At 63.1% G+C, this 21,361-nt stretch carries 23 protein-coding genes; 12 read left to right on the top strand and 11 right to left on the bottom strand.

The features are described 5' to 3' along the window. Positions 1-6 precede the first annotated feature (6 nt). The 3 genes from CLU93_RS23500 (at position 7) to CLU93_RS23490 (ending at position 1,670) form a co-directional block, all read left to right on the top strand. The gene (locus CLU93_RS23500; RefSeq protein ID WP_099763549.1) at positions 7-294 is read left to right on the top strand and encodes a putative quinol monooxygenase; all 288 of its coding nucleotides are present in this window, start codon (positions 7-9) and stop codon (positions 292-294) included. A gap of 78 nt (positions 295-372) precedes the next feature. Next, positions 373-939 carry a hypothetical protein gene (locus CLU93_RS23495; protein ID WP_096238518.1) on the top strand — a complete coding sequence of 189 codons (567 nt, stop codon included), beginning with the start codon at positions 373-375 and terminating at the stop codon, positions 937-939. Continuing rightward, complete coding sequence (locus CLU93_RS23490; protein ID WP_099763548.1) at positions 939-1,670, top strand: hypothetical protein; 732 nt, start codon at positions 939-941, stop codon at positions 1,668-1,670. Before CLU93_RS23495 ends, CLU93_RS23490 begins: the two co-directional genes overlap by 1 nt. A 16-nt stretch (positions 1,671-1,686) precedes the next feature. Here CLU93_RS23490 and CLU93_RS27945 read toward each other — a convergent pair whose 3' ends face one another. The 7 genes from CLU93_RS27945 to alkB all read right to left on the bottom strand — a co-directional run bounded on the left by CLU93_RS27945 (position 1,687) and on the right by alkB (position 8,420). Beyond that, complete coding sequence (locus CLU93_RS27945) at positions 1,687-2,586, bottom strand: DUF6236 family protein (RefSeq protein WP_143451794.1); 900 nt, start codon at positions 2,584-2,586, stop codon at positions 1,687-1,689. 132 nt (positions 2,587-2,718) lie between these two features. Next, on the bottom strand, positions 2,719-5,178 hold the full coding sequence (locus CLU93_RS23485; protein WP_099763547.1) for a penicillin-binding protein 1A: 2,460 nt from the start codon (positions 5,176-5,178) through the stop codon (positions 2,719-2,721). A gap of 74 nt (positions 5,179-5,252) precedes the next feature. After that, positions 5,253-5,648 (bottom strand): hypothetical protein, encoded by a 396-nt coding sequence (locus CLU93_RS23480; protein ID WP_099763546.1) that lies wholly within the window; start codon positions 5,646-5,648, stop codon positions 5,253-5,255. Further along, entirely contained in the window at positions 5,645-6,463 is an 819-nt protein-coding gene (gene blaOXA / locus CLU93_RS23475; RefSeq protein WP_099763545.1) for a class D beta-lactamase, read from the bottom strand. The genes CLU93_RS23480 and blaOXA overlap by 4 nt, the downstream gene beginning before the upstream one ends. 86 nt (positions 6,464-6,549) lie before the next feature. Continuing rightward, positions 6,550-6,708, bottom strand: a complete 159-nt coding sequence (locus CLU93_RS28325; RefSeq protein WP_180287921.1) for a hypothetical protein — start codon at positions 6,706-6,708, stop codon at positions 6,550-6,552. A 46-nt stretch (positions 6,709-6,754) separates the two neighbouring features. Next, positions 6,755-7,672: a GTP cyclohydrolase FolE2 gene (folE2, locus tag CLU93_RS23470; protein WP_099763544.1), complete on the bottom strand. Its 918-nt coding sequence runs from the start codon at positions 7,670-7,672 to the stop codon at positions 6,755-6,757. Positions 7,673-7,757: 85 nt separating this feature from the next. Beyond that, positions 7,758-8,420: a DNA oxidative demethylase AlkB gene (gene alkB, locus CLU93_RS23465; protein ID WP_099764565.1), complete on the bottom strand. Its 663-nt coding sequence runs from the start codon at positions 8,418-8,420 to the stop codon at positions 7,758-7,760. Between the two features lie 94 nt (positions 8,421-8,514). On the opposite strand from alkB, the gene CLU93_RS23460 reads away from it, so the two are divergent. Continuing rightward, on the top strand, positions 8,515-8,988 hold the full coding sequence (locus CLU93_RS23460) for a heme-degrading domain-containing protein (RefSeq protein WP_099763543.1): 474 nt from the start codon (positions 8,515-8,517) through the stop codon (positions 8,986-8,988). Between the two features lie 41 nt (positions 8,989-9,029). Here the strand turns inward: CLU93_RS23460 and CLU93_RS23455 are convergent, their stop codons facing one another. Beyond that, on the bottom strand, positions 9,030-9,767 hold the full coding sequence (locus CLU93_RS23455) for an SDR family NAD(P)-dependent oxidoreductase (RefSeq protein WP_096235720.1): 738 nt from the start codon (positions 9,765-9,767) through the stop codon (positions 9,030-9,032). Beyond that, positions 9,760-10,476: a GntR family transcriptional regulator gene (locus CLU93_RS23450; protein ID WP_099763542.1), complete on the bottom strand. Its 717-nt coding sequence runs from the start codon at positions 10,474-10,476 to the stop codon at positions 9,760-9,762. The genes CLU93_RS23455 and CLU93_RS23450 overlap by 8 nt, the downstream gene beginning before the upstream one ends. 134 nt (positions 10,477-10,610) lie before the next feature. Between CLU93_RS23450 and CLU93_RS23445 the strand changes: the two genes are divergently transcribed. Then, entirely contained in the window at positions 10,611-11,054 is a 444-nt protein-coding gene (locus tag CLU93_RS23445) for an acyl-CoA thioesterase (RefSeq protein ID WP_218968351.1), read from the top strand. 3 nt (positions 11,055-11,057) lie between these two features. Here CLU93_RS23445 and CLU93_RS23440 read toward each other — a convergent pair whose 3' ends face one another. Further along, positions 11,058-11,741, bottom strand: a complete 684-nt coding sequence (locus tag CLU93_RS23440) for a YoaK family protein (protein WP_099763541.1) — start codon at positions 11,739-11,741, stop codon at positions 11,058-11,060. Positions 11,742-11,930: 189 nt separating this feature from the next. Here CLU93_RS23440 and CLU93_RS23435 point away from each other — a divergent pair, with 189 nt between their 5' ends. Then, entirely contained in the window at positions 11,931-13,295 is a 1,365-nt protein-coding gene (locus CLU93_RS23435; RefSeq protein ID WP_099763540.1) for an amino acid permease, read from the top strand. Positions 13,296-13,359: 64 nt separating this feature from the next. Here the strand turns inward: CLU93_RS23435 and CLU93_RS23430 are convergent, their stop codons facing one another. Continuing rightward, the gene (locus CLU93_RS23430; protein ID WP_143451793.1) at positions 13,360-14,994 is read right to left on the bottom strand and encodes a hypothetical protein; all 1,635 of its coding nucleotides are present in this window, start codon (positions 14,992-14,994) and stop codon (positions 13,360-13,362) included. A gap of 429 nt (positions 14,995-15,423) precedes the next feature. Between CLU93_RS23430 and CLU93_RS23425 the strand changes: the two genes are divergently transcribed. The 6 genes from CLU93_RS23425 to CLU93_RS23400 all read left to right on the top strand — a co-directional run bounded on the left by CLU93_RS23425 (position 15,424) and on the right by CLU93_RS23400 (position 21,340). Further along, positions 15,424-17,136, top strand: coding sequence for a methyl-accepting chemotaxis protein (locus CLU93_RS23425; protein WP_099763538.1), 1,713 nt, complete (start codon positions 15,424-15,426; stop codon positions 17,134-17,136). 23 nt (positions 17,137-17,159) lie between these two features. Next, the gene (gene cysC, locus CLU93_RS23420) at positions 17,160-17,786 is read left to right on the top strand and encodes an adenylyl-sulfate kinase (protein ID WP_099763537.1); all 627 of its coding nucleotides are present in this window, start codon (positions 17,160-17,162) and stop codon (positions 17,784-17,786) included. Positions 17,787-17,819: 33 nt separating this feature from the next. Continuing rightward, the gene (locus CLU93_RS23415; RefSeq protein WP_099763536.1) at positions 17,820-18,935 is read left to right on the top strand and encodes a sulfotransferase family protein; all 1,116 of its coding nucleotides are present in this window, start codon (positions 17,820-17,822) and stop codon (positions 18,933-18,935) included. A gap of 123 nt (positions 18,936-19,058) precedes the next feature. Further along, the gene (locus CLU93_RS23410; protein WP_099763535.1) at positions 19,059-20,396 is read left to right on the top strand and encodes a sensor domain-containing protein; all 1,338 of its coding nucleotides are present in this window, start codon (positions 19,059-19,061) and stop codon (positions 20,394-20,396) included. Positions 20,397-20,444: 48 nt separating this feature from the next. After that, positions 20,445-20,831 (top strand): hypothetical protein, encoded by a 387-nt coding sequence (locus CLU93_RS23405; protein WP_143451792.1) that lies wholly within the window; start codon positions 20,445-20,447, stop codon positions 20,829-20,831. A 68-nt stretch (positions 20,832-20,899) separates the two neighbouring features. Further along, a complete protein-coding gene (locus CLU93_RS23400) occupies positions 20,900-21,340 on the top strand; it encodes a DUF411 domain-containing protein (RefSeq protein ID WP_099763533.1) in 441 nt (146 codons plus the stop codon). Positions 21,341-21,361: the final 21 nt, after the last annotated feature.

The following is a 21,361-nucleotide window of genomic DNA, read 5'->3' as shown; positions in this document are numbered from 1 at the left end:
ACCACCATGACCCTGATCGTCGTCGCCACCATCGATGCCCAAACTGACCATATCGACGCCGTGCGCGCCGCCCTGGAAGCCGTCGTAACGCCCAGCCGCGCGGAAAGCGCCTGCCTGCGCTACGAATTGCACCTCGACAACAAGATTCCCACGCGCTTCATCATGCTGGAAGAATGGACCGACCAAGACGCGCTGACGGCGCATTACGCGACGCCCCACTTCAAGGCGCTGGTGGCCGCCGTGGGCGACAAGACCGTCAAGATCGACGTGGCCGAGTTGAGCAAGCTGAAGTAACGCGTACGGCAGCGTTCAATCGCGCGTTCCCCAAAGAAAGTTGCCACTTATAATATGGCAACTTTTTTTATGGCTATCATGACACCATTCTCCCGCATACACGGCGCCCTTGCAGCCGCCGCCTTCACCGTTTGCACCGGCGCCGCCGCGCAAGCGCCCATGCCCAAGCTCGTGGGCGAGTACAATCTGCTCTCGTCGACGACCGTGCCGCCCAGCAACTGGGGCTATTCCAAGGCGCGTGTTTCAATCAAGCAGCTCGATGACCATCACTTGCTGATCCTGCTCGCCTGCGAGTGGAAGCGCGAGCCGAAGGCCGTCTGCGGCGACTATTTCTATGCCCAGTGGCGCGACGATGGCCTGTATCTGCAAGACATGAACACGTTTGCCATGCGCCTGTACTTCGATCCCGCCACGCGCAAGCTCACCATCATTTCGCGCGGCGCCGACGCCAGGCAGAGCGTACGCCACGAAGTGTTCGGCACGACGACCGCGCCGCTGGTCGATACCGCTCTGGTGCGGCGCATGAAGCGCGAGCAATCGAATGCCGACAGCAAGGAAAACCGGCGCGTGTTCGGGCCCTACACCAAGTGGGACTACCAGCAAAACCGCATCGAATTCCAGCGCCAGGACTTGACGGCACCGTGATGGCGCGCCTGATCCAGCCCATGCGGCGCCAGTTGCTGCGCCTCACCGGCGCCCTGCTGTGCTCTCCCGTGCTCGCACGCGCGGCCGACGGCGCCCTGCCCGACGCCGTGCGCCAGCGCATCCTGGCCACCCTCGACGCTCCGCTGCCCAAGGTGCTCAATGTGCACCATCTGGCGCTGATACGGCGCTTCAACATCGGCTGGTCGCCCGTGGAAAGCGGCGCGCCCATGCTCAATCCGGCCTACCCGCTGGGCAAAGGCGACACCCTGGCGTTGGCCATGCAAGCCATCGCCAGCAAGGATGCGGCGCTGGCCGCCCAGCGCCTGATGGAAGCGTCGTTGCTGCTGCCCCACTTCGTGCAGATGGCCGACCTGAAACCGGGCAGCTATGCCAACGGCAAGGCGCCGTTCACCCTGACTGCCCGGCATCTGACACTGCTGCGGCAACAGTCGTGGATGACGCTGGAAATGCTGGGCATGGGTGCGGAAGACTACCTGGCCGAAGGCTACTGGCCCACCCCGTCCGTCGACGGCAAGCGCCCGTATGGCGACTTCACGAATTACCCGGTGGAAATGGCGCAAGCGCTGGGCCTGCCCGTGCGCCAGCAAGCGAACGGCAGCCTGGCCATCACGCCCGCACTGCAAGCGGAACTGAAAGCGCTGCACCAGCAGACCATGCCGGCACTGCAAGTGTTCGTGCGGGAAGCGGGGTTGAGGCGAAATACGGTGTGAGTAAGTGAGATCTCGTTCACCCAAGTTCCCTATCAATATGAAATGCATATTGATAGGGACTATTTGGTTTAAGCACTCCGCGCAAACCGAAGTCACCTTTTATTTCAAGTGTACTAACTAGGCCCGCAACTCCAGCGGCAGTAGCTGCAGCAGTTAAACCATATTCCTTGCCCATTGCCCATCCTCCAGCAACGGCCGGTAAAAATTTACTTGGTGTGAGATTAAATGATGCCTTCAGGTTCGACAAAAGGACCGGAAATTTCCAATCTCGGCCAACAGCGATCAGATTTGCGCAAGCCTCATCTATCTCTTTAATCTGCTTTGCAAAAACCAATTCACGATCATCAGCAGTATCAAGATCAGACAAGAAAGAATCAAGGCGATTTCTAAGGAGCCATAATTCATCTTTCCTTTTTTCCTTAAATTCCAGTATTTCCTGCAGAGGAACGTCGATTGAAGGAAGCGGAATAGCCCTGTGCAACTCTAAAAGAGCACCTTTTTCTTTTTCCTGATACTGGCCTATTAAGTTTAACGATCTCTCACCTTGTGACATTGCCCATACACCAGGTTCAGCCTTTTCCCTATCCTGAAATGCTGCAAAGTAACCCAATGCTATACCTTGCGCTCCATCGCCATTAAAAGTGTAGTCAGGTCTGCTAAGTATGCCAGCACTTTCAAGAAACAACTCATTTGACCCACTGCCAATATGGATAGCCCTTGATGATGGCCAGACGAGTTTATCCCAGAAAAGCAATGCAAATCTTAGTTCTTGCGGATCAAGTGCTGCAGACTTTATCAACAACCTTGATCCTTCTATCTCTAAAGGCGGACTAATAACAAGGCCCCGATATGCTTTTACTTTGGGAACCTTACCGAAATTTTCCTCATGTAGCTTACGACTTTTTGCTTCGCCCATAGTTCACTTTCGAATTTGTATAGTTACTTCTCATTAAATATAGATTTTCATCAAAAAAATACCTTGACTTAAATAAAACCTCTGAAAATATGAATCATACAGCTATAACAATACACATCGATTCAAATAAACTTAAGGTACAAGGGCTGGCTGCGGCGCCGGCTGCGGCATAGGAGCAGGTGCCGGAGCCGCCTCCGGCACCGCCTTGCCATGCGTGTCCTGCTCGCCTTCGGCCGGCACGGCCAGCGGCGCTGGCGGCACGCCTTCCTGCAGCAAGTCTCCCGGCTCTTCCACCGGCTCGTCCTGCGGCTCATCGACCGGTTCCACATGGCGCAGCGGTGGCGGTGGCTTGCCGCCGGGGAAGATGGCGTCGCGCGACAGTTTTCCTGTGTCGAGCGCCGTCTTGAAGAAGTCGCCCACCACCAGCACGGCGTTGTGGCCGCCCTGGCCCCAGTAATTGCTGCGCATGGTGACGCGCGCGTCATTGAAGCCCACCCAGGCGCCGCCCACCAGTTCCGGGTGCATCAAAATGAACCAGCCATCCGCATTGTTTTGCGTGGTGCCGCTCTTGCCGGCCACGTCGGAACGGATGCCGAAGCGGCTGCGGATGGCCGTGCCAGTGCCGCGGTCGATCACGCCGCGCATCATGTCCGTCAGGGTGGCGGCCGATGCCTCTTGCATGGCGCGCTGGGGCTTGTCTTCACCGAAGCGGGCGATGACCTTGCCTTCGCGGTCCGTGATGTGCGTGACGACGAACGGCAGGCGCGCTTCGCCCTGGGCCGCGATGCTGGCGTAGGCGTTGACCATTTCCAATAAGGTGACGGGACTGGTACCCAGCGCCAGGGACGGCACTTTTTCCAGCTTGCTGTCGCGGATACCGAGCGCGCGCGCCAGCTTGATGATCGGCGGCAAGCCGACGTCCTGCATCACTTGCGCCGTGATGGTGTTTTTCGAGTAAACAAGGCCGTCGCGCATGGTCATGTCGCGCCCCGTCGTGCCGCTCATGTCCGTCGGGCGCCATTTCGTGCCGTCGGCCGCCTTGATATCCATCACTTCATCGCGGTAGATGTGGTCGGGGCTCAGGCCCTTTTCCAGCGCCGCGCCATACACGATGGGTTTGAAGGTGGAGCCGGGCTGGCGCGCCGCCTGCGACACGTGGTCGAATTGCTCGCGCGCAAAGTCGCGGCTGCCCACCCAGGCGCGCACGGCGCCCGTGGCCGGATCCATGGCCGCAAAGCCCGCTTCCAGGCGCGTCTTCGACTTGCGCAGCGCCGCCATGAAGGCGCGGTCGCCCTTCAGCTGCGCCAGCGCGTCATCCGGCGTGCTGCCGGCCGCCGTCAGCTTGCGGTAGTCGCCCGACTCGCGCACGAAGGAATCGAGCAGGGCCGGATGCGATTTCCAGAAATAATCGAATGGCACGCTGCCAGCCTGCATGCCCGCGTACATGCCCGTCGAGGTGGACGATGGCACACCCGCGCGGCTCCATTCCACGTCGGCAATGGCCTGCAAGGCATTCGCCTGGCGTTCGACGGCGCGCTCGGCCGCCTGCTGCAAATCGTGGTCGAGCGTGGTGTGCACCACCAGGCCATCGCGCTCCAGGTTGTAATCGTTCTCGTCGGCCCAGTCGATCAGCCACTTGCGCACATAGGCCGTGAAATGGCTGTCCGATTGCGCTCGCTCGCTCTGGCGCTCGAAATGCAGGCGCAGCGGACGCTTGATCAACTGTTTATAGCGCGCCTCGTCGATGACGTCGTGCTTGCGCATCTGCCCCAGCACCACGTTGCGCCGCTGCAGGGAGCGCTCGGGATTGCCGACGGGATTGTAGTAATTCGTGCCCTTGAGCATGCCGACCAGGGTGGCGCTTTCCAGGATGTCGAGGCGCGAGGCGGGCTTGTCGAAGTACGTACGGGCCGCCATTTCGATGCCGTAAGTGTTGTACAGGAAAGGCACCGTGTTCAGATACGCTTCCAGGATTTCCGTCTTGCTGTAGGTGGCCTCGATTTTCAGGGCCGTGATCAACTCCTTCAGCTTGCGGTTCAGGTTGCGCGAGCGGCCTATCTCCTCGGGGAACATATTGCGCGCCAGTTGCTGCGTGATGGTGGAACCGCCCTGGGGGTTGCCCCCGGCCGTGTGCAGGATGGCGCCCGCCGTGCGCGTGAAATCGATGCCGTGGTGGGCGTAGAAACGGTGGTCTTCCGTCGAGATCAAGGCGCTGATCACGTTCGGCGAAATCTGTTTTAACGTAACCCGTTCCTGCAAGCCCTGGTCGAAACGCACCAGTTCCTTGCCATCGGTGCTGACCATGGTGCTCGGTGCGGCCGCGCGCGCCTGGCGCAAATCGTGGATGCTGGGCGTCAAGGGTATCAGCAGCAGCAGGTACAGCGTCAACAAGGACAGCAAAGCCAGGAACGACCACAGGCCCAGCACCAGCGCGCGCCGCACGGGCGGCAAGGTCATCAAGTGCGCATGGCCGCGCCGGTACAGCGCCACTGCTTTTACCCACGCCACGCCCGCCACACGAACGACCTGCGCGCGCGCCTGTATCCACGCCTGCCGTGCTTTTTCCTGAAACTGCTCCATGCCTGATGCCATGCTTGTAACCTTGTCTGATGCCGGATGATCCGTTTCAGCAAGTATATAGGGCGGGCAACAAAGCGGGCCGGATTTTACGCCAGGCAGGCATCGAGGCGCGCCAGCGCGACGCCGACAAACGCGCCCACGCAGCGCACGTCATGCGTTGTAAACGGGTTTTCCAGCTGCAGCAGGCCGCAATCGCAGACGACGGGGTCAACGCTGACGACGACGCCGAGCGCCAGGTAGCGCCAGCCGTCAAGCCGGCGCAGCCCCTGCTCCCGGCCCGGATTGGCGCGGAAGATGGCGTCCCAGTCGTCACGCTCGCTGGCCATGGGCGACAGTTCGAGCTGAACTTGCGTGCCGGCGGCCAGTTGCGGGCCGCCAAACTCGTCCATCACGTGCAGGCGCTGGCCATCCACCTCGATGACGGCTTCCAAGTACTCTCCCTCGGAGGCGATGAAGGTGGCGGCGACGATGCTGGCCGTCACTTCTGCGCCTGCTCCAGCAGGGCGGGCAATTCTTTCATCATCGCTTCGCGCGTGCGCAGGCCCGCCGATGGCATGCCTTTCTGCTCGTCCTGCACCAGGCGCGCAAACACGATGCTGCGCTCGCCCTTGCTGGCCCAGCCCACGAACCAGCCATAGCCATGCGCTTCGTCAAAGCTGCCGTCGGCCTTGCGCGGGAAGGCCGCGCCCGTCTTGCCGTGCACTTGCCAGCCATCCACGTCCGCCAGGCGCGTCAAGCGCTGCGTTGCCTGCATCGCCTGTTTCGTCACGGGCAACTGGTAATTGACCAGTTTGCGCAAGAAGCCCAGCTGCTCCAGCGGAGAGATCTTCAGCGAAGAACTGATCCACGAACGCTCCAGGCTATTGTCCTTGCCCTTGTCGCCCGACACATCCGCATTGCCATAGCGCAAAGCCTTGGCGTACTTCTGGAAGCGCTCGGCACCCAGCGCCTGCGTGATCTGCTGCGAATACCAGACGACGGAATACTGCATCCAGCGCGACGGGTCCGTATCCTGGCGCCACGCTTCACCGCCCCAGTCCACATAGCCCTGGCGGTATGGCAGGGTCGGCTGGTGCTCATCCTTGAGGAAACCGGCGTCGTAGCCCATCAGGCTGAGGGCGATCTTGAAGGTCGAAGCGGGCGTGACTCTGTCGATGCAATTACCCTCTTGCAACAAGACTGCGCCCGTTCTGGCGTCGGCCATGGCGGTGCAGATGGTGGCGGCCTGGGCTTGCGAGGCGGCCAGCGTGGCGCCTGCCAGGCCGAGGATGAACGGGAAGAATGCGCGGTATTTCATGGGCCTCCGGGGCTGGGGAGAAGGACAAAGCGAAATTGTACCGGGCAGCACGGCGCGATGCCAGCGCTGATAACATTGCCTTGACGTTAGTGACCGCCCGGCTGGCGCTCCCGCTTCAGCCGTTCTTCTTCCAGCTCGTCCATGCCCAGCTTTTCCTCGTCGATCAGCGCATGCTCGCGCCGTTCACGCTCCAGTTCCTGTTCCAGGCTGTCATCGCCCACTTCCCGCTCGATTTTCTCCGGCATGCTGTCTTCCTTCACAGTGGTTGAGTGAAAAAGTTGAGTGAAAAACTCAGGCAAGCTGGCCCGCCTGCGCCACGGCGTCGTGCGGATGCAGGCTTTCCATATGCCGAACGGTAACACGCGCCTGCGCATAATGTTGCGCCAGCGCCGCCTGCACGCGGCGGGCCGCGTCTTCCACATACATCAGGTTAGCACCATTCAAGCGCGCGAACGCCTGCTCGTCGGCCCGTTTCACGGCCGTTTGCAGCGGAGTGGCCAGCGCCGCTTCCACCAGGTCGATGAGGGGAAATAGATCCAGCTCCGCCTGCTCCGTCAATGCCACGCTGACCGTCGCCGTGCTGCGCTGGCTATGCGGCGTGGCCAGGCTCGCGTGTTCCTGCAGCCAGTCGTGCGCGGCGATGCCATCGATGCCACCCGCGCCGAACCGCGCCGCAAACGCGTCGGCAAGCAATTGACGCGCCAGCGCCGCCGAACACGGACAGGTCGACGAGTAGCCGATCTCCACCGTCAGGGTCAGGGCAAAGCCCTGCGCAGAAACGCTCGCCTGCAGGCGCACGGGATACGATTTCCAGCCTGCCAGTCCCGCCGTCAGCAGCGCCGGCTGGCGCCGCAGCACGGGAAACGCCAGCGTCAGGCGCGCCTGCGTGCTGCCGCAATCGGCGTGGCTGGCCACCATGCGCCGCAATACGGCGGCCAGCGCGCCCGCATCGAGCGGCTGCGCGGCGGCAAACGCGTCGAGCAGCCGATACAAACGCGACATGTGGATGCCCTTCACGTGCGGATCGGGCAAGTCCACCTGCACATCGGCCCACGCATGCACTTGCTGCGCCTGCCCGCCCTCTTCCAGCCACACGGGCAAGGCGATGCCCTGCATGCCGACCCATTCCAATGGCAAGGGGTGGCCCAAGTGGGGGCCGGCCGCCACATCGGGCAGGGGCGTGGACAGGGAATCGCGCTTCATGGTCATGGCTCCATATGCAAACAAGTTGCATATCATGGAGAAAATCGTCTGAATTTGCAAGTGTCTTGCATTAATGGGAGATAATGACAGCTTAGCCAGCCTTGCGAAACGTCAGATTGATGCGCTGCGCACCCAACAACGCGTGTTCGCCCTCCTTCAGGGGCGCCACGCCGTGGAAGCGCAGGCGGTCGGCGCCGCCCCACACCACCACGTCGCCATGCAGCAAGGCGATGCGCGCCGCCTTGTCGGCCCGCTCGGCGCCGCCGAACAGGAAGGTAGCGGGCAGCCCCAGCGAGACGGAGACGATGGGCGCGGTGAAATCGCATTCATCGCGGTCCTGGTGCAGGGCCATGCGCGCGCCGTGCGCATAACGGTTGACCAGGCAGGCGTCTGGCGTAAAGCCCGGATAGCCGGCCGCCAGCGCCGCCTGCTGCGCCAGGCGCAGGAACACGGGCGGCATCGGCGGCCAGGGGCGGCCGCTGGCCGGATCGAGACGCGCATAGCGGTAGCCGCGTCCATCCGTGATCCAGCCCTGGGCGCCGCAATTGCTCATGGCAACGGACATGCGCAAGCCGCCCGGCGTGGCCATGTGGCGCAGGGGCGCCGCCAGCACGATGGCATCCAGCGCCGGCAGCAGCTCATCCAGATAAGGCAGCGCGAAAGCGCGCAGCAGGAGCGACGCGGACGACCCCGGCACCAGCGGCGCGGGAGCGGCCGGAGCCTGGTCTTCATCGGCAAACAGGGACAGGTTCATGCCGCCCATTGTAGGCGCGGCACGGAAAAAGCGCGCGCGGCTGGGCCATGCTGCGCTACAGTAGCGTTTCCAGCCACTACCCGACTCCCTGACGATGGATCATTACGCCGATTTGCTGCAAACCCTGGCACAGCAGGAAGAAACCCTGCAATTCGAACGCTTCGACAACGACGCCGCGCTGGCCGTGGGCCTGTGGATCGTCGAGGAAATACGCAAGCGGGGCAAGGCCGTCACCGTGAACATCACGCGCAACGGTCAAATCCTGTTCCACCACGCCATGACGGGCGCCACGGCGGACCAGGCGGACTGGATACGCCGCAAGAACCAGACGGTGCAGCGCTTTTGCCACAGCTCCTACTACATGGGCATCTCGTATAAAAGCCGCGGCAGCACCTTCGAAGACGTGAAATACCTCGACGACATCGAGTACGCGGGCCACGGCGGCGCTTTCCCGTTGCTGATACGCGGCGTGGGACTGGTCGGCACGGTGAGCGTTTCCGGCCTGGCGCAGGCCGACGATCACGCGCTGGTGGTAGCGGCGCTGCAGGCGCAGCTGGACGCGCACTGACGCCTCGCAGGCGCCATCCGCGCCGGCTACCGGGACAGGCTCTAAATGCGCTGGCCGCCGTCGATGGGGATTTCCGCGCCCGTGATGTACGAGGCGCGCTCGCTGCACAGGAATTCCACCAAATCGGCCACTTCGGCCGTCGTACCCAGGCGGCGCAGGGGGATTTGCGTGTCGACGATGTGCGAAGTGCCGGGCGACAGAATCGCCGTGTCGATCTCGCCCGGTGCGATGGCGTTGACGCGCACGTTCAGCGGCGCCATGTCGTTGGCCATTTCGCGCGTCAGCGACGCCAGCGCTGCCTTCGAGCTGGCGTAGGCGGAACCGGCAAACGGATGCACGCGGTAGCCGGCGATCGAGCACAGGTTCACGACGGCACCGTGCGCATTCGACAATTCCTGCGCGAAGCCGCGCGTCAGCGCCAGCGGCGCAAAGAAATTCGTGTTGTACATTTCTTGCCAGGTCTGCATGTCGGTGGTCAGCGAATTGACGCGCGCGCCGCCCGGCCCCTTTGGCGACACGCCCGCATTGTTGACCAGCGCGTGCAGCTTCGAGTCGCCCAGCATGGGGCGCAGGGTATCGACCATCTGCCCGATCTGGCTTAAATCCGACAAATCCATGCACACATGCGTGTTGTGTTCCTGGCTGCGCGGGCAGCCGCCCGGTATCGGGCTGCGCGAGACGGTGATGACCCTCCAGCCCAGGCTGCGGAAGCGTTCGGCCACGGCGTGGCCGATGCCGCGGCTGGCCCCCGTGACGATGGCGGTTTTTTGTTCACTCATGTTCTTCCTTGTTCTGTTCTCGTTCGGTTGTGCCGGCGTGGATGCGCTCCTGGCGCATGACATAGGCCAGCATCTGCGTCCCGCCGTCGAGGATGTCCTGTTCGATGGCGCGCCGCGCGGCCGCGCTGTCGCGCTGGCGCAGCGCGCTGATGATGGCGTGGTGGTGGCCGACCCGCATGTCGGGCGAAAAGCTGGCGTAGCCGGCGGCGATCAGGGGCGCCGTCTGCATCCACAGATGGTCGACGAAACGTTTTAACGTCGGCATGCCGGCCGCCTGCGCCAGCGCAAGGTGAAACGCCTGGTTGCATTGCAGGGCCGCCGCCAGGTCGTGCCGCGCAATCGCCTCTTCATTCGCCTGCAGCAGGCGCTCCAGGTCGGCCAGCGTGGCGGCGTCGATGCGCTGCGCCGCCTCTGCCGCGCCCAGCCCTTCCAGTTCCAGGCGCAGCGCGCGGATTTCCAGGTAGCGCGCCACGCTGAGCACGGGCACGCGGAAGTCGCGCGGCGAGCGCAGCACCAGCGCCTCTTCCTGCACCAGCTGCAGCATGGCGTCGCGCACGGGCGTGACGCTGGTACCGAGCTGCAGCGCCAGTTCGCGGATGCGCAGCCGGTCGTTCGGCTGGAAGCGTCCCGCCGCCAGCGCGTCGCGCAGCATCACATACACGGATTTGCCCAGGTTGACGTGCACCAGGCTATCCAGGGAATGGTTCATAGGCATGTTCAGATTTTCAGATTATGATGCATCATACATCAACGCATAAAACAGTGTTTTTCCAGACGTGCGCCGCAGGCAGGAAACACCGCCAGCACGTACAATCAGCCGCCACCGCATTGAAAGGATCGCACTTGAACTGGGATTATCCGCACGCCCACACCCTGCCCGTCACGCCCGAAGCGGGCGACATCGATGGCTTGCAGCATACGAACAACGCCGTGTATGTGCGCTGGTGCGAGCATATCGCCTGGCACCACTCGGCTATCCTGGGGCTGGACCTGGACGATTACCGGCGCCTGGACCGGGCCATGGCGATACGCCGCGGCGAATACGACTACCTGCTGCCGACGCGGGCCGGCGAAGCGCTGACGCTGGCCACCTGGCTGTGCGCCAGCGACGGCCGCTCCAGCATGGAACGGCGCTTCCAGCTGATCCGCGACAGCGACGGCGCCAGCGTCGTGCGCGCACGCTGGAACCTGGTCTGCATCGAATTGAGCAGCGGCCGCGCGCGCCGCCTGCCGCCCGAGTTTCTGGCCGCGTACGAACCGGCCATCGTGGCGGCGCAGCACGATTAAGAATCAGGCCGGAAGGCGCGCCGGCTCCAGCGCAATCAGCACCAGCAAAATGGCCAGCGGCACGGCCAGCGCGGCAAAACCCGCGGCCAGGTAGGCAAAGGCGGCCAGGATGGCGCCCACGGCGAAGCCCAGCAAGGGCCAGAAGCTTTTGACGCAGCGCTCGCGCGTGGCGCCGTCGGCCGCGCCGCGCAGCACGTCGAGCGTATCGATCACCAATTGCGTGACGTTGCCCGTCATCATGGACGTGGGCGCCAGGTGCGCCAGCAGCAAGCGGCTGATGGCGCTGTGCGCCCCCATGGCCGCCGCGCCGAACAGGCCCGCCGCCATCGCCAGCGCGCCCGGCTCCGCCGCCAGCGGTTCGGCCAGCACGCCAGACACCATGAAGCCGAGCAGCAGCGCCAGCTCCAGCAGCAGCGCCAGGCGCAGCGCCGGTCCGCCGCGGCGTTCGACCGCCACGCTCAAGAGCCGCGTCGCCGCCACGCCCACGATAAACGCAGGGAAGGCCAGCAGTTTGAGGGCGATCGAGGCATGCGTGGCATTGGCCAGCGCCGCGCCGATCAGCACGAAATTGCCCGTCACATGGGCCGTGAACAGGCCGAACAGGGCGACAAAGCCCAGGGTATCGACATAGCCGGCCAAAAAACCCAGGCTGATGGCTTGCAAACGGCTACGCTGCGCAAAATGCATGCATGCTCCTTGAAATTTATCATCATGATACCGTGCCGCCGGCGCAGCCTGCAGCGCTTTTGCGCGCCGTTCAGCGAAGATGCGGGGCTTTTCTTGCGCCTCCGCAGTGCAACATGCATTTCGCTCCTGCTTTGCGCGCCCATGCTTTAGAATCAGCGACCTCAGCCCCGTAAAAACAGGATAAAACATATGACGGCAGTCGGGAATACCGAACCACAAGAGCTCAAGCGCGGCCTGAAAAGCCGCCACATCCAGCTCATCGCCCTGGGCGGCGCCATCGGCACCGGCCTGTTTCTGGGCATCGCGCAAACCATCAAGATGGCAGGCCCTTCAGTCCTGCTGGGCTATGGCATCGCCGGCGTCATCGCCTTCCTGATCATGCGCCAGCTGGGCGAGATGGTGGTCGACGAACCGGTCGCCGGCTCCTTCAGCTATTTTGCCGACAAATACTGCGGCCACCTGCCCGGTTTCCTGTCGGGCTGGAATTACTGGGTGCTGTATGTGCTCGTCAGCATGGCCGAACTGACGGCCGTCGGCATCTATGTGCAGTACTGGTGGCCGGGCGTGCCCACCTGGGTCTCGGCGCTGATCTTCTTTTGCGCCATCAACGCCATCAGCCTGCTGAACGTGAAAGCCTTTGGCGAAATGGAATTCTGGTTCGCCCTCATCAAGGTGGTCGCCATCATCGGCATGATCGTCTTCGGCGCTTACCTGCTCGCCTCCGGCGACGCGGGCCCGCAAGCGTCGGTGGCCAACCTGTGGCAGCACGGCGGCTTCTTCCCGAATGGCTGGCAGGGCCTGGTGATGGCCATGGCCGTCATCATGTTCTCGTTCGGCGGCCTGGAACTGGTGGGCATCACGGCGGCCGAAGCGGATGACCCGAGCACGACGATTCCACGCGCCACCAACCAGGCCATCTACCGCATCCTGATCTTTTACATTGGCGCACTGGGCATTTTGCTGTCGCTGTACCCGTGGCAAAACGTCGTCACCGGCGGCAGCCCGTTCGTGCTGATCTTCCATGCGCTCGACAGCAACCTGGTGGCCACGGCCCTGAACGTGGTGGTGCTGACGGCCGCCCTCTCCGTCTACAACAGCGGCGTGTACTGCAACACGCGCATGCTGTTCGGCCTGGCCAAGCAAGGCAATGCGCCGCGCGCGCTGCTGCGCCTGAACCGTCGCGGCGTGCCGCTGGCGGCGCTGGGTGTGTCGGCTCTGGCGACGGGCGCCTGCGTGGTGGTCAATTACTTCATGCCGGGCGAAGCGTTCGAAGTGCTGATGGGACTCGTGGTCTCGGCGCTGATCATCAACTGGGCCATGATCAGCTGGATCCATTTGCGCTTCCGCGCGCAGAAAAAAATCGAAGGCAAGACGACCTTGTTCCAGAGCCTGGGCTACCCGTTCACCAACTACCTGTGCCTGGTCTTCCTGGCAGGTATTCTGGTGATCATGTACCTGACGCCGGGCCTGCGCATCTCCGTCTACCTGATCCCCGTCTGGCTAGGCGCCCTGGGCGTCGGTTACTGGGTCAGGCAACGCAAGGCCAAGGCCTGACGCAACACCTTCGCGCCAAAGAAAAAGCCCGCCTTCTTGCGAAGACGGGCTTTTTTTCTGCACGCTAGGCGCCGGCTGATGCGCCGGCCGCCCCATTCCTGGCTTCCTGTGCTGCGGACATGGCGTCACCCTGCCACGGGCTGATCCACTGACCGGGATAGGATTGCAGCATGATCTCCTCGTTCAGTGTCAGCAAATCCTGTTTGTGCCGCTCATCCCTACCCTCGACAGTCTGGTCCGTGGTACCCGTCTTGTAAGGCCACAGCAGCGTGAGCAAGTCGCGCTGCACGGAATGCTGGGTCGGCGTGGTCGTGTCCGACTCCAGCTTGCCCATCACATATGTCATGACATGCGTGGACTGGGTGGCTGTTTGTTGCAGGCTGGCTTTGACCAGCTTGCCTTCCTTGTAGGCCAGTTGCGCATCGCTGCTGGCCGTGTCTTCGATCTGGTGGTAGGTGTAATTCTGTGATTCCACCGCTTCCGTCAAGCGCAACGGCACGCCGGGGATCAAGGGCATGTGGAAGCTGGCGCTCAGCTTTGATTGCTGCTGCTGCCGGATCGAGCGCTCGTCCTCGCTGGCGCCGGCCAGGGTCGTCTGTTGCGACAGCTCATAGTTGAAGCCATCCGTTTCCGACAAGCGCATGGAATTGATCGATTTCGGCGTTTGCGACACCGAAGCGCTGAAGTCCGCCATGCCGGTCAAGATCGCCTTGTCCTCGGCGGCCAGGCGCCACTTGCCTGCTGCCGGTACGCCGCGCGCATCCTGCGGCGCGGCGGCGTTGCTGTGCAAGGCGCCAAACGCATCCTTGAACATCGCCACCAGCGCCGGATCGCCATGCCCGCGCGACGCGGCCTGGCCGATCTGCTTCATATAACTGCTCATGGCCTTGGCCTGCTGCTCCTGGCTACCCAGGGCATTGAGCTGGCTGGCGTCCACCTTCACGTCCAGCGATCCGGCCACGCCCTTGAAGCTGACCTTGCGCTGCGCGCTGTCAGCCTGGAAGTCCAGCGTCTGCGTGCTTTGCGGCTCGGTGCGCACTTTCACTTCCGCGTGCAAGTTCACCGACGCCAGTACCTTCTGGTCAAATTGCATCAGACCGCTCAAGCTGATCTTCGGCTGGCCCTGCGCCATGCCATCGATGGCTTCCTGGAAGGCCTGCGCCAGGCCGCCCAACGCGCCGGCCTCGGCCTCGCTGAGTTCACCGCTCGTGCTCATGCGCACGGCCAGGCCATCGTCCTCGCTATCGAGCGACAGCTTGACCTCCACGCCGCTCCTGGTGGTGATGCCGAGAGTGACCTTGTCTTCGCCATTGCCGTGCAAGCTGGCCGCTTGCATGGCCCCGATGTCGCTATAGGTATTCGGTTCCATGCGCGGCGGCGATTGCTGCACCGCCTGCGACACATTGCGCACGCCCACCTTGATCTGCTCCAGCAAGCTCGCGCCCAGGCCGGCGAAACGGCCGCCAACCGTGCGCGAAAAAAAGTTTTTCGTCATTTGCTCGCTGACGTCATCGCGCGACGGGCTTTCCCATATCTTTGGCGACGGCGCCAGGTCGGCGATGGCTTGCCTGCTTCCGATGGCAACGATGGAAGACGGGCTCGGCACCGTAGACGGCGCGGCATCGGCCTTGTTGGCTGCGGCACTGAGGGCGCGGGACGGACTTGGATTCCAGCTCGGGATCGAGGAGACGGAGGTCATGGGCCTTATACCTTGCTAAACGAAGATCGGTGATTGGATAAAAGATGCATAACTTTCATTTTTTGATAACTATTTACCTTCAAACACTCCCAGACTTGCATGGAGAAAGGGACGCGCAACATCTGAAACGCTAAGCAGACACAGCTATAACGACGTGAAAGGTGAAATCATGAGCGCAAAACAGCATGAAAATTTTTCATTCTTGATACAACTCACGCTGCGCCGCCGCACCCGCGCCCGCGCCCGCGCGCGTTCGCCATCTAACTCAATCTGAACTGTTGCCGCAAGTAAATTTCTACTGTTGCTCAAATGCTGAAAGTGACTTTGTGTGACATTCCACCTGCCCTCAATCACTATGATCGTTGAGTGCTTCACGATAAATCCGCATGAGCTTATGCGAAACGGCAAGCACAGCCCTAAGGAGGCAGCATGAAATTTTTGAACTTAACCATCGCCAAGCGGCTTGGCCTGGGCTTTGGCCTGGTATCCCTGTTTCTGTTGCTGGTCATCGCGCTGGGACTGACCAGCATGCGGCAAATCCAGGACCGCATGGATGAAGCGACCAAGGTCAACAACGTCGAAACCAGGCTGGCCCAGACTATGGACTTGACAGTGACCGAGCGGGCGCTGGCGCTGCGCAATCTGATCTTGCTGAAGGAGGAGAAGGAGATCCAGATCGAGGTCGCGCGCATCGCGGAGCAGGAAAAAAAATACGCCGCCGCCCAGCAAAAGCTGGGGGAAATGTTCACCAAGCTGGAAGGCACTTCGAGCGAAGAAAAAAGCCTGCTCGAACAGATCCGCACACAAAGCGGGCTGGCGGCCCCCTTCATTCAGCGCGCCGCCGCGCTGGCACTAGAGCAGAAGCAGGACGATGCCTACAAGCTGCTGCGCTATGAATTCCGCCCCGTGCAAAAGCGCTGGTGGGAATTGCTGCGCACCTTGATCGCCGTCGAGGAAAAGCAGAATAGCGAAGCCTCCAGCATGGCCGAGGCGGCCTACAGCCAGGCGCGCCTAGTGATGCTGAGCATCGGCTCGCTGGCGCTGCTCACCAGCCTGCTGGCCGCCGTGCTGATCACGCGCAGCGTGACGCGCCAGCTCGGTTGCGAACCCGACGAAGCGGCGGCGATCGCCGGACAGATCGCCAGCGGCAACCTGGCCGTGCCCATCCATACCCGCGCCGGCGACACGCACAGCCTGTTGCACGCCATGCAATCGATGCGCGACAGCCTGGCGCAAATCGTCCAGCAAGTTCACGCCAGCACCGAGACCATCGCCACGGCGGCGGGACAAATCGCCATGGGCAACCTGGACTTGTCTTCGCGCACGGAGCAGCAGGCCAGCACGCTGGAACAAACCGCGTCGTCCATGGAAGAACTGACCAGCACCGTGCGCATCAACACGGACCATGCGCGCCAGGCCAACGGGCTGGCCGAATCGGCTTCCGATGTCGCCACCAAGGGCGGCGCCGTGGTGGCGCAGGTGGTCGACACCATGGCGGCCATCGATGTCTCGGCGCGCAAGATCGTCGACATCATCGCCGTCATCGACGGCATCGCCTTCCAGACGAATATCCTGGCGCTGAACGCGGCCGTCGAAGCGGCCCGCGCCGGGGAACAGGGGCGCGGCTTTGCCGTGGTGGCCACCGAGGTGCGCAATCTGGCGCAGCGCTCGGCCGCTGCGGCCAAGGAAATCAAGGACTTGATCGGCGACTCGGTCGACAAGGTCCAGGCCGGCAACCGGCTGGTGGAGCAGGCAGGATCGACCATGCACGAGGTCGTCGCCAGCGTGCGGCGCGTCACCGGCATCATGTCCGAAATGATGTCCGCCAGCCAGGAACAATCGGCCGGCATCGAGCAGATCAATATGGCCGTGACGCAAATGGACAATGTGACGCAGCAAAATGCGGCGCTGGTCGAAGAAGCCGCCGCCGCCGCGCAAGCGATGCAGGAACAGGTCAACAGCCTGAACGAGGTGGTCAGCGTCTTCCGCGTGGGCAACATCGCTGGCGGCCGCGAGGCGGGACTGCGCGTGGTCAGCCGTCCGCCACCGCCGCCGCTGGCGGCACGACGCCCGCCCGCCACGGCAAAACCGTCCCGTCCGGCCGTCGCCAAGCCCAGCGAAATCGAGTGGGAACAGTTTTGAGCCGGTAACGGGGGGAGTGGCACATGGGTAAACTGGAACAGATCGCCGCGGCGGGCCACGTGGCGCAACACATCTTCCCGCATGCTGGCCATATCGGCAAGGAACAGCGCAGCCCGCTGGCCGGCCAGCGGGCTGCGACATTATGGCTGACCGGCCTGAGCGGCGCAGGCAAGTCGACGCTGGCGTACGCGCTGGAAAGGCAGCTGCTGGCGCAGGGCCGCCTGAGCTGCGTGCTCGACGGCGACAATATGCGGCAGCACCTGAATGGCGACCTGGGCTTTTCTCCGCGCGACCGCCAGGAAAACATCCGCCGCGCCGCCGTCGTGGCCAGGCTGATGAACGACGCCGGCATGATGGTCATCTGCGCCTTCATCTCGCCGCTGCGCAGCGACCGCGACATGGCGCGCCAGATCATCGGCGGCGACGATTTTATCGAAGCCTACATCAGCACACCATGCGCGCTGTGCGAAGAACGCGATCCCAAGGGACTGTACACAAAAGCGCGGGCCGGACTGATCCCGGCATTTACGGGTGTCTCGGCGCCCTATGAAGCGCCGCTGGCGCCGGCGCTGACGCTCGATACCAGCACGCTGTCGCTGGAACAGGCGTGCGAACGGCTGTTCCAGCAGCTGTACCCGCGCTTCATCTGATGCCGCGCACCCACCTGTTTGAGGAATGATGCGATGAGCAGCCACCACCCCGCCGACGGCGCACGCCCGCGCCCTGTCATGATGATCCCCCTGCGCCGCTGCGGCAGCCATGCCCTGCGCCTGCGCCTGAACCTGTCGCCCCAGTTCTATTCACCGTATCCGCTGCACCTGGTCGACATGATGCCGCTGCTGCCCCTGTACGGCGACTTGCGCGACGACCGCGCCTACTTTCGCCTGGTGGTCGATGTGGTGGGCCTGGCGGCGGTCAGCATGGTCAAGTGGCCCGGAGTCGTCTTCGATCCGGTGGAGTTGTTTGAAACGCTGCGCGGCCAGCCGCGCAGCATCCACCGCGTGGCATGGGAGCTGCTGCTGCGCGCGGGCGAACGCCGCCAGGCGCAGGTGGTGATGGACAAGTCGCTCGACAGCGTGCACTACGCCGACGACATCGTGCGGCTGTATCCGGACATGCTGTTCCTGAACGTGGTGCGCGATCCGCGCGCGCAAGTGGCGTCGATGAACCGCGCCATCATCCACGATTTCGACACGCTGCTCAATGCCCGGACCTGGCTGGCCGCCCACACGGCCGCCGACCACGTCGTGCAGCGCTATCCTCAGCGCGTGCTGACGATACGCTATGAGGATTTCCTGGCGCGGCAACACGAGACGCTCGAAACGGTATGTGACTTTCTCGGCATCGCCTTCCTGCTGCAGATGCTGGACGTGGCGGCGTCGGCCGAAGCGCGGCAGATCGCACAGTTGTCGTCGCTGTGGTCGGCCAACTGCCATGCACCGATCACGGCCAACATCGACAAATTCAGGCAGCAACTGTCAGACGACGAGATCAACCTCATCGAAACGCTCGCCGGCCCGTATATGGACCGCTACGGCTACACGCGCCTCGCTCGCGGCGACGCCGCCATCACGCCCTCGCTCATCGAACTGGCCGGCGTGCGCTCGGCGCAAGGACGCGAACGCGCCTGGCGCACCCTGGAACAGGACAACTTCCGCGACTACGCGCTGCGCCGCTGCCGCGCCGACTATCTGGCCCAGCTGCATGCACGCCTCAGCCAGAGCGGCGGCGCGCCGGGCAGCGGCACCATCGTCACGCTGGATCCACTCGATCCGGACGCGTTTGTCGTCGATGATTGACAGGCTGGCGCCGACTACCTGCTCCGCAGTGACACGCATCGGCAAGCCGCGATCAACACTCTTTGTTTTCTAAAAACAACAATTTCAATATCGATCGGCAATGTCCACTAGAATAGTGAACATATGAAACATTTGATTAGCGCGCCGGTCGCCAGCTTCACCGATTTGCTGCTCGACGCCGTGTGCATGGTCGATGTGAATGGACGCTTTGTCTTTGTCAGCGCCGCCTGCGAACGTATCTTCGGCTACACCCAGGAAGAAATGATCGGCATGGTCATGCTCGACCTGGTCGCGCCAGCCGACCGTCAGCGCACCATCGCGGCGGCGCAGGCCATCATGAACGGCCATGCCCAGGTCCACTTTGAAAACCGCTACACCAGGAAAGACGGGCGGGTCGCGCACATCATGTGGTCGGCCCGCTGGTCCGCCACCGACCAGCTGCGCGTGGCGGTGGCGCGCGACATCACGACGCTGAAACAGACGCAGGCGAAGCAGGCGGCGCTGTACGCCATCTCCGAGGCGGCGCATGCGACCGAGGAACTGCCGGCCCTGCTCCAGCGCATCCACCAGATCGTCTGTGAACTGCTGCCCGCCTGCAGCCTGACCGTCTCCCTGCGCGACGAACACGGCCAGCACTTGCACCATGCGCAGCAGGGGCTGGACGGCGCGCCGGCAATGCACGCCGCGCTGGCGGGCCTGCTGTGCGAAGAAGTGCAGCGCAGCGGCCGCGCCTTGCTGATCGAACCGGGCCAGCTGGCCGGCTTGCCGCCCGCCTTGCAGGCTGCCGCTGGCGACCTGCAGGAGTACTGGCTCGCCGTCCCGCTGCAGTCGTCGCGCGGCATCATCGGCGTGCTGGTATTGCAAAGCGGCCAGGGAGCTGCCACAGGCAACGAACACGAGCTCGATTTGCTGCAATTCGTCGCCAAGCAACTTGCCATCGCCATCGAGCGCAAGCAGCTGCAGAGCCGCATGCACTTCATGGCCATGCACGATGAACTGACCCGCCTGCCGAATCGGCGCCTGTTCCATGACCGCCTGCAGACGGCGTTTGCGCGTGCCCAACGCCTTGATGGCCGGCTGTCGCTGCTGTTTCTTGACCTGAACCGTTTCAAATTAATCAATGACCAATACGGCCATGCCTGCGGCGACTTGCTGCTGCAGGCCGTGGCAAGCCGGATCAGGGCTTGCCTGCGCGAGACGGACACCCTGGCCCGCCTGGGCGGCGACGAATTCGTCGTGCTACTGGAAAACAATCCGCTGTCGCTCGATGTGCTGCTGATCGAACGGAAAATCCACGCGGCGCTGGCCACCCCGCTGCGGCTCGCCGATGGCCGCCACCTGCGCATCAGCGTCAGCATCGGCGTCGCGCACTACCCGGACGACGGCGATAGCATGCAGTTGCTGCTGCGCCATGCGGACCGGGCCATGTACGAATCGAAGGCGGGCGCCACCGAGCGCTAACAGGTCCCTGCTTCTGGCGACAATGCCCCTATGCTATACTTTCTGGCGATGCTAAAACTCTTCAAAACATGGCTGATCCTGCTGTTGATCACGGCGATGCCGCTGCAAGCGGCAGCAAGCGGCGCCACGCGGATGTGCGCGCCACTCGCTGCCTTGCCTGCCGCCATGCTGGCAGCGGACTGCCAGCATCACGCTGCGCAGTCATCCGCCGTCCCCCACAACGCCGACACGCAAGAAGAAAACACGGCCCCTGCCAAGCACCCCGCTTGCGGCGTCTGCGCGAACTTTTGCCTGGGCGCGCTGATGCCGCCCTGCCTTTCCCTGCCTGCCGCAGCCTGCACCGGCGCGCAACAAGTCACCATCGCAACGGCCACCTTGCTGACAGGATTCATTCCTGACGGCCCGCGCCGGCCGCCAAGACCGCTTTCCGCTTAAAGTCCAAGCTCGTCCCAAGCAGGCCACCCGTGTGGCCACGATAGACCTACTCCGTCTGAAAGCAGCACATGATCAAACATTTATTAGTGCGCGGCGCCTGCGCCGCCATGCTGGGCTTGCCCCTGCTCGCCACGGCCGCCGCCCCCGTCATCGACGTCTACAAAAGCGCTTCGTGCGGCTGCTGCACCGCATGGATCAAGCACCTGGAAGCGAACGGCTTTACCGTGCGCGCCAAGAACGTCGAGATGCCGGCGCAATATCGCCAGCGCGCCGGCATACCCGACCAGTTCGGCTCCTGCCACACGGGCATTGTCAACGGCTACGCCATCGAAGGCCACGTGCCCGCCAGCGACATCAAGCGCCTGCTGCGCGAGAAACCCCAGGCGAAAGGCCTGGCCGTGCCGGCCATGCCGATGGGCTCGCCAGGCATGGAAGGACCACGCAACGATCCCTACGACGTGTTCCTGGTGAAAGCCAATGGCGCTACGGTCTACCAGCACTACAAATAAGACTGAGGGGAAATGAAAAAC

Origin of the sequence: Janthinobacterium sp. 35 (assembly GCF_002754575.1) — a bacterium.
In the GTDB taxonomy this organism is placed as follows: Bacteria; Pseudomonadota; Gammaproteobacteria; order Burkholderiales; family Burkholderiaceae_D; genus Janthinobacterium; species Janthinobacterium tructae.
The sequence above is the reverse complement of the archived record's forward strand: the minus strand, read 5'-3'. Positions and strand labels throughout refer to the sequence as shown.

Bases quoted from the DNA above. Each gene is read 5' to 3' on its own strand.
- CLU93_RS23500 (WP_099763549.1), top strand. From the start codon at position 7: ATGACCCTGATCGTCGTCGCCACCATCGATGCCCAAACTGACCATATC.
- CLU93_RS23495 (WP_096238518.1), top strand. From the start codon at position 373: ATGACACCATTCTCCCGCATACACGGCGCCCTTGCAGCCGCCGCCTTC.
- CLU93_RS23490 (WP_099763548.1), top strand. From the start codon at position 939: ATGGCGCGCCTGATCCAGCCCATGCGGCGCCAGTTGCTGCGCCTCACC.
- CLU93_RS27945 (WP_143451794.1), bottom strand. From the start codon at position 2,586: ATGGGCGAAGCAAAAAGTCGTAAGCTACATGAGGAAAATTTCGGTAAG.
- CLU93_RS23485 (WP_099763547.1), bottom strand. From the start codon at position 5,178: ATGGCATCAGGCATGGAGCAGTTTCAGGAAAAAGCACGGCAGGCGTGG.
- blaOXA (WP_099763545.1), bottom strand. From the start codon at position 6,463: ATGAAATACCGCGCATTCTTCCCGTTCATCCTCGGCCTGGCAGGCGCC.
- CLU93_RS28325 (WP_180287921.1), bottom strand. From the start codon at position 6,708: ATGCCGGAGAAAATCGAGCGGGAAGTGGGCGATGACAGCCTGGAACAG.
- folE2 (WP_099763544.1), bottom strand. From the start codon at position 7,672: ATGACCATGAAGCGCGATTCCCTGTCCACGCCCCTGCCCGATGTGGCG.
- alkB (WP_099764565.1), bottom strand. From the start codon at position 8,420: ATGAACCTGTCCCTGTTTGCCGATGAAGACCAGGCTCCGGCCGCTCCC.
- CLU93_RS23460 (WP_099763543.1), top strand. From the start codon at position 8,515: ATGGATCATTACGCCGATTTGCTGCAAACCCTGGCACAGCAGGAAGAA.
- CLU93_RS23455 (WP_096235720.1), bottom strand. From the start codon at position 9,767: ATGAGTGAACAAAAAACCGCCATCGTCACGGGGGCCAGCCGCGGCATC.
- CLU93_RS23450 (WP_099763542.1), bottom strand. From the start codon at position 10,476: ATGAACCATTCCCTGGATAGCCTGGTGCACGTCAACCTGGGCAAATCC.
- CLU93_RS23440 (WP_099763541.1), bottom strand. From the start codon at position 11,741: ATGCATTTTGCGCAGCGTAGCCGTTTGCAAGCCATCAGCCTGGGTTTT.
- CLU93_RS23435 (WP_099763540.1), top strand. From the start codon at position 11,931: ATGACGGCAGTCGGGAATACCGAACCACAAGAGCTCAAGCGCGGCCTG.
- CLU93_RS23430 (WP_143451793.1), bottom strand. From the start codon at position 14,994: ATGACCTCCGTCTCCTCGATCCCGAGCTGGAATCCAAGTCCGTCCCGC.
- CLU93_RS23425 (WP_099763538.1), top strand. From the start codon at position 15,424: ATGAAATTTTTGAACTTAACCATCGCCAAGCGGCTTGGCCTGGGCTTT.
- cysC (WP_099763537.1), top strand. From the start codon at position 17,160: ATGGGTAAACTGGAACAGATCGCCGCGGCGGGCCACGTGGCGCAACAC.
- CLU93_RS23415 (WP_099763536.1), top strand. From the start codon at position 17,820: ATGAGCAGCCACCACCCCGCCGACGGCGCACGCCCGCGCCCTGTCATG.
- CLU93_RS23410 (WP_099763535.1), top strand. From the start codon at position 19,059: ATGAAACATTTGATTAGCGCGCCGGTCGCCAGCTTCACCGATTTGCTG.
- CLU93_RS23405 (WP_143451792.1), top strand. From the start codon at position 20,445: ATGCTAAAACTCTTCAAAACATGGCTGATCCTGCTGTTGATCACGGCG.
- CLU93_RS23400 (WP_099763533.1), top strand. From the start codon at position 20,900: ATGATCAAACATTTATTAGTGCGCGGCGCCTGCGCCGCCATGCTGGGC.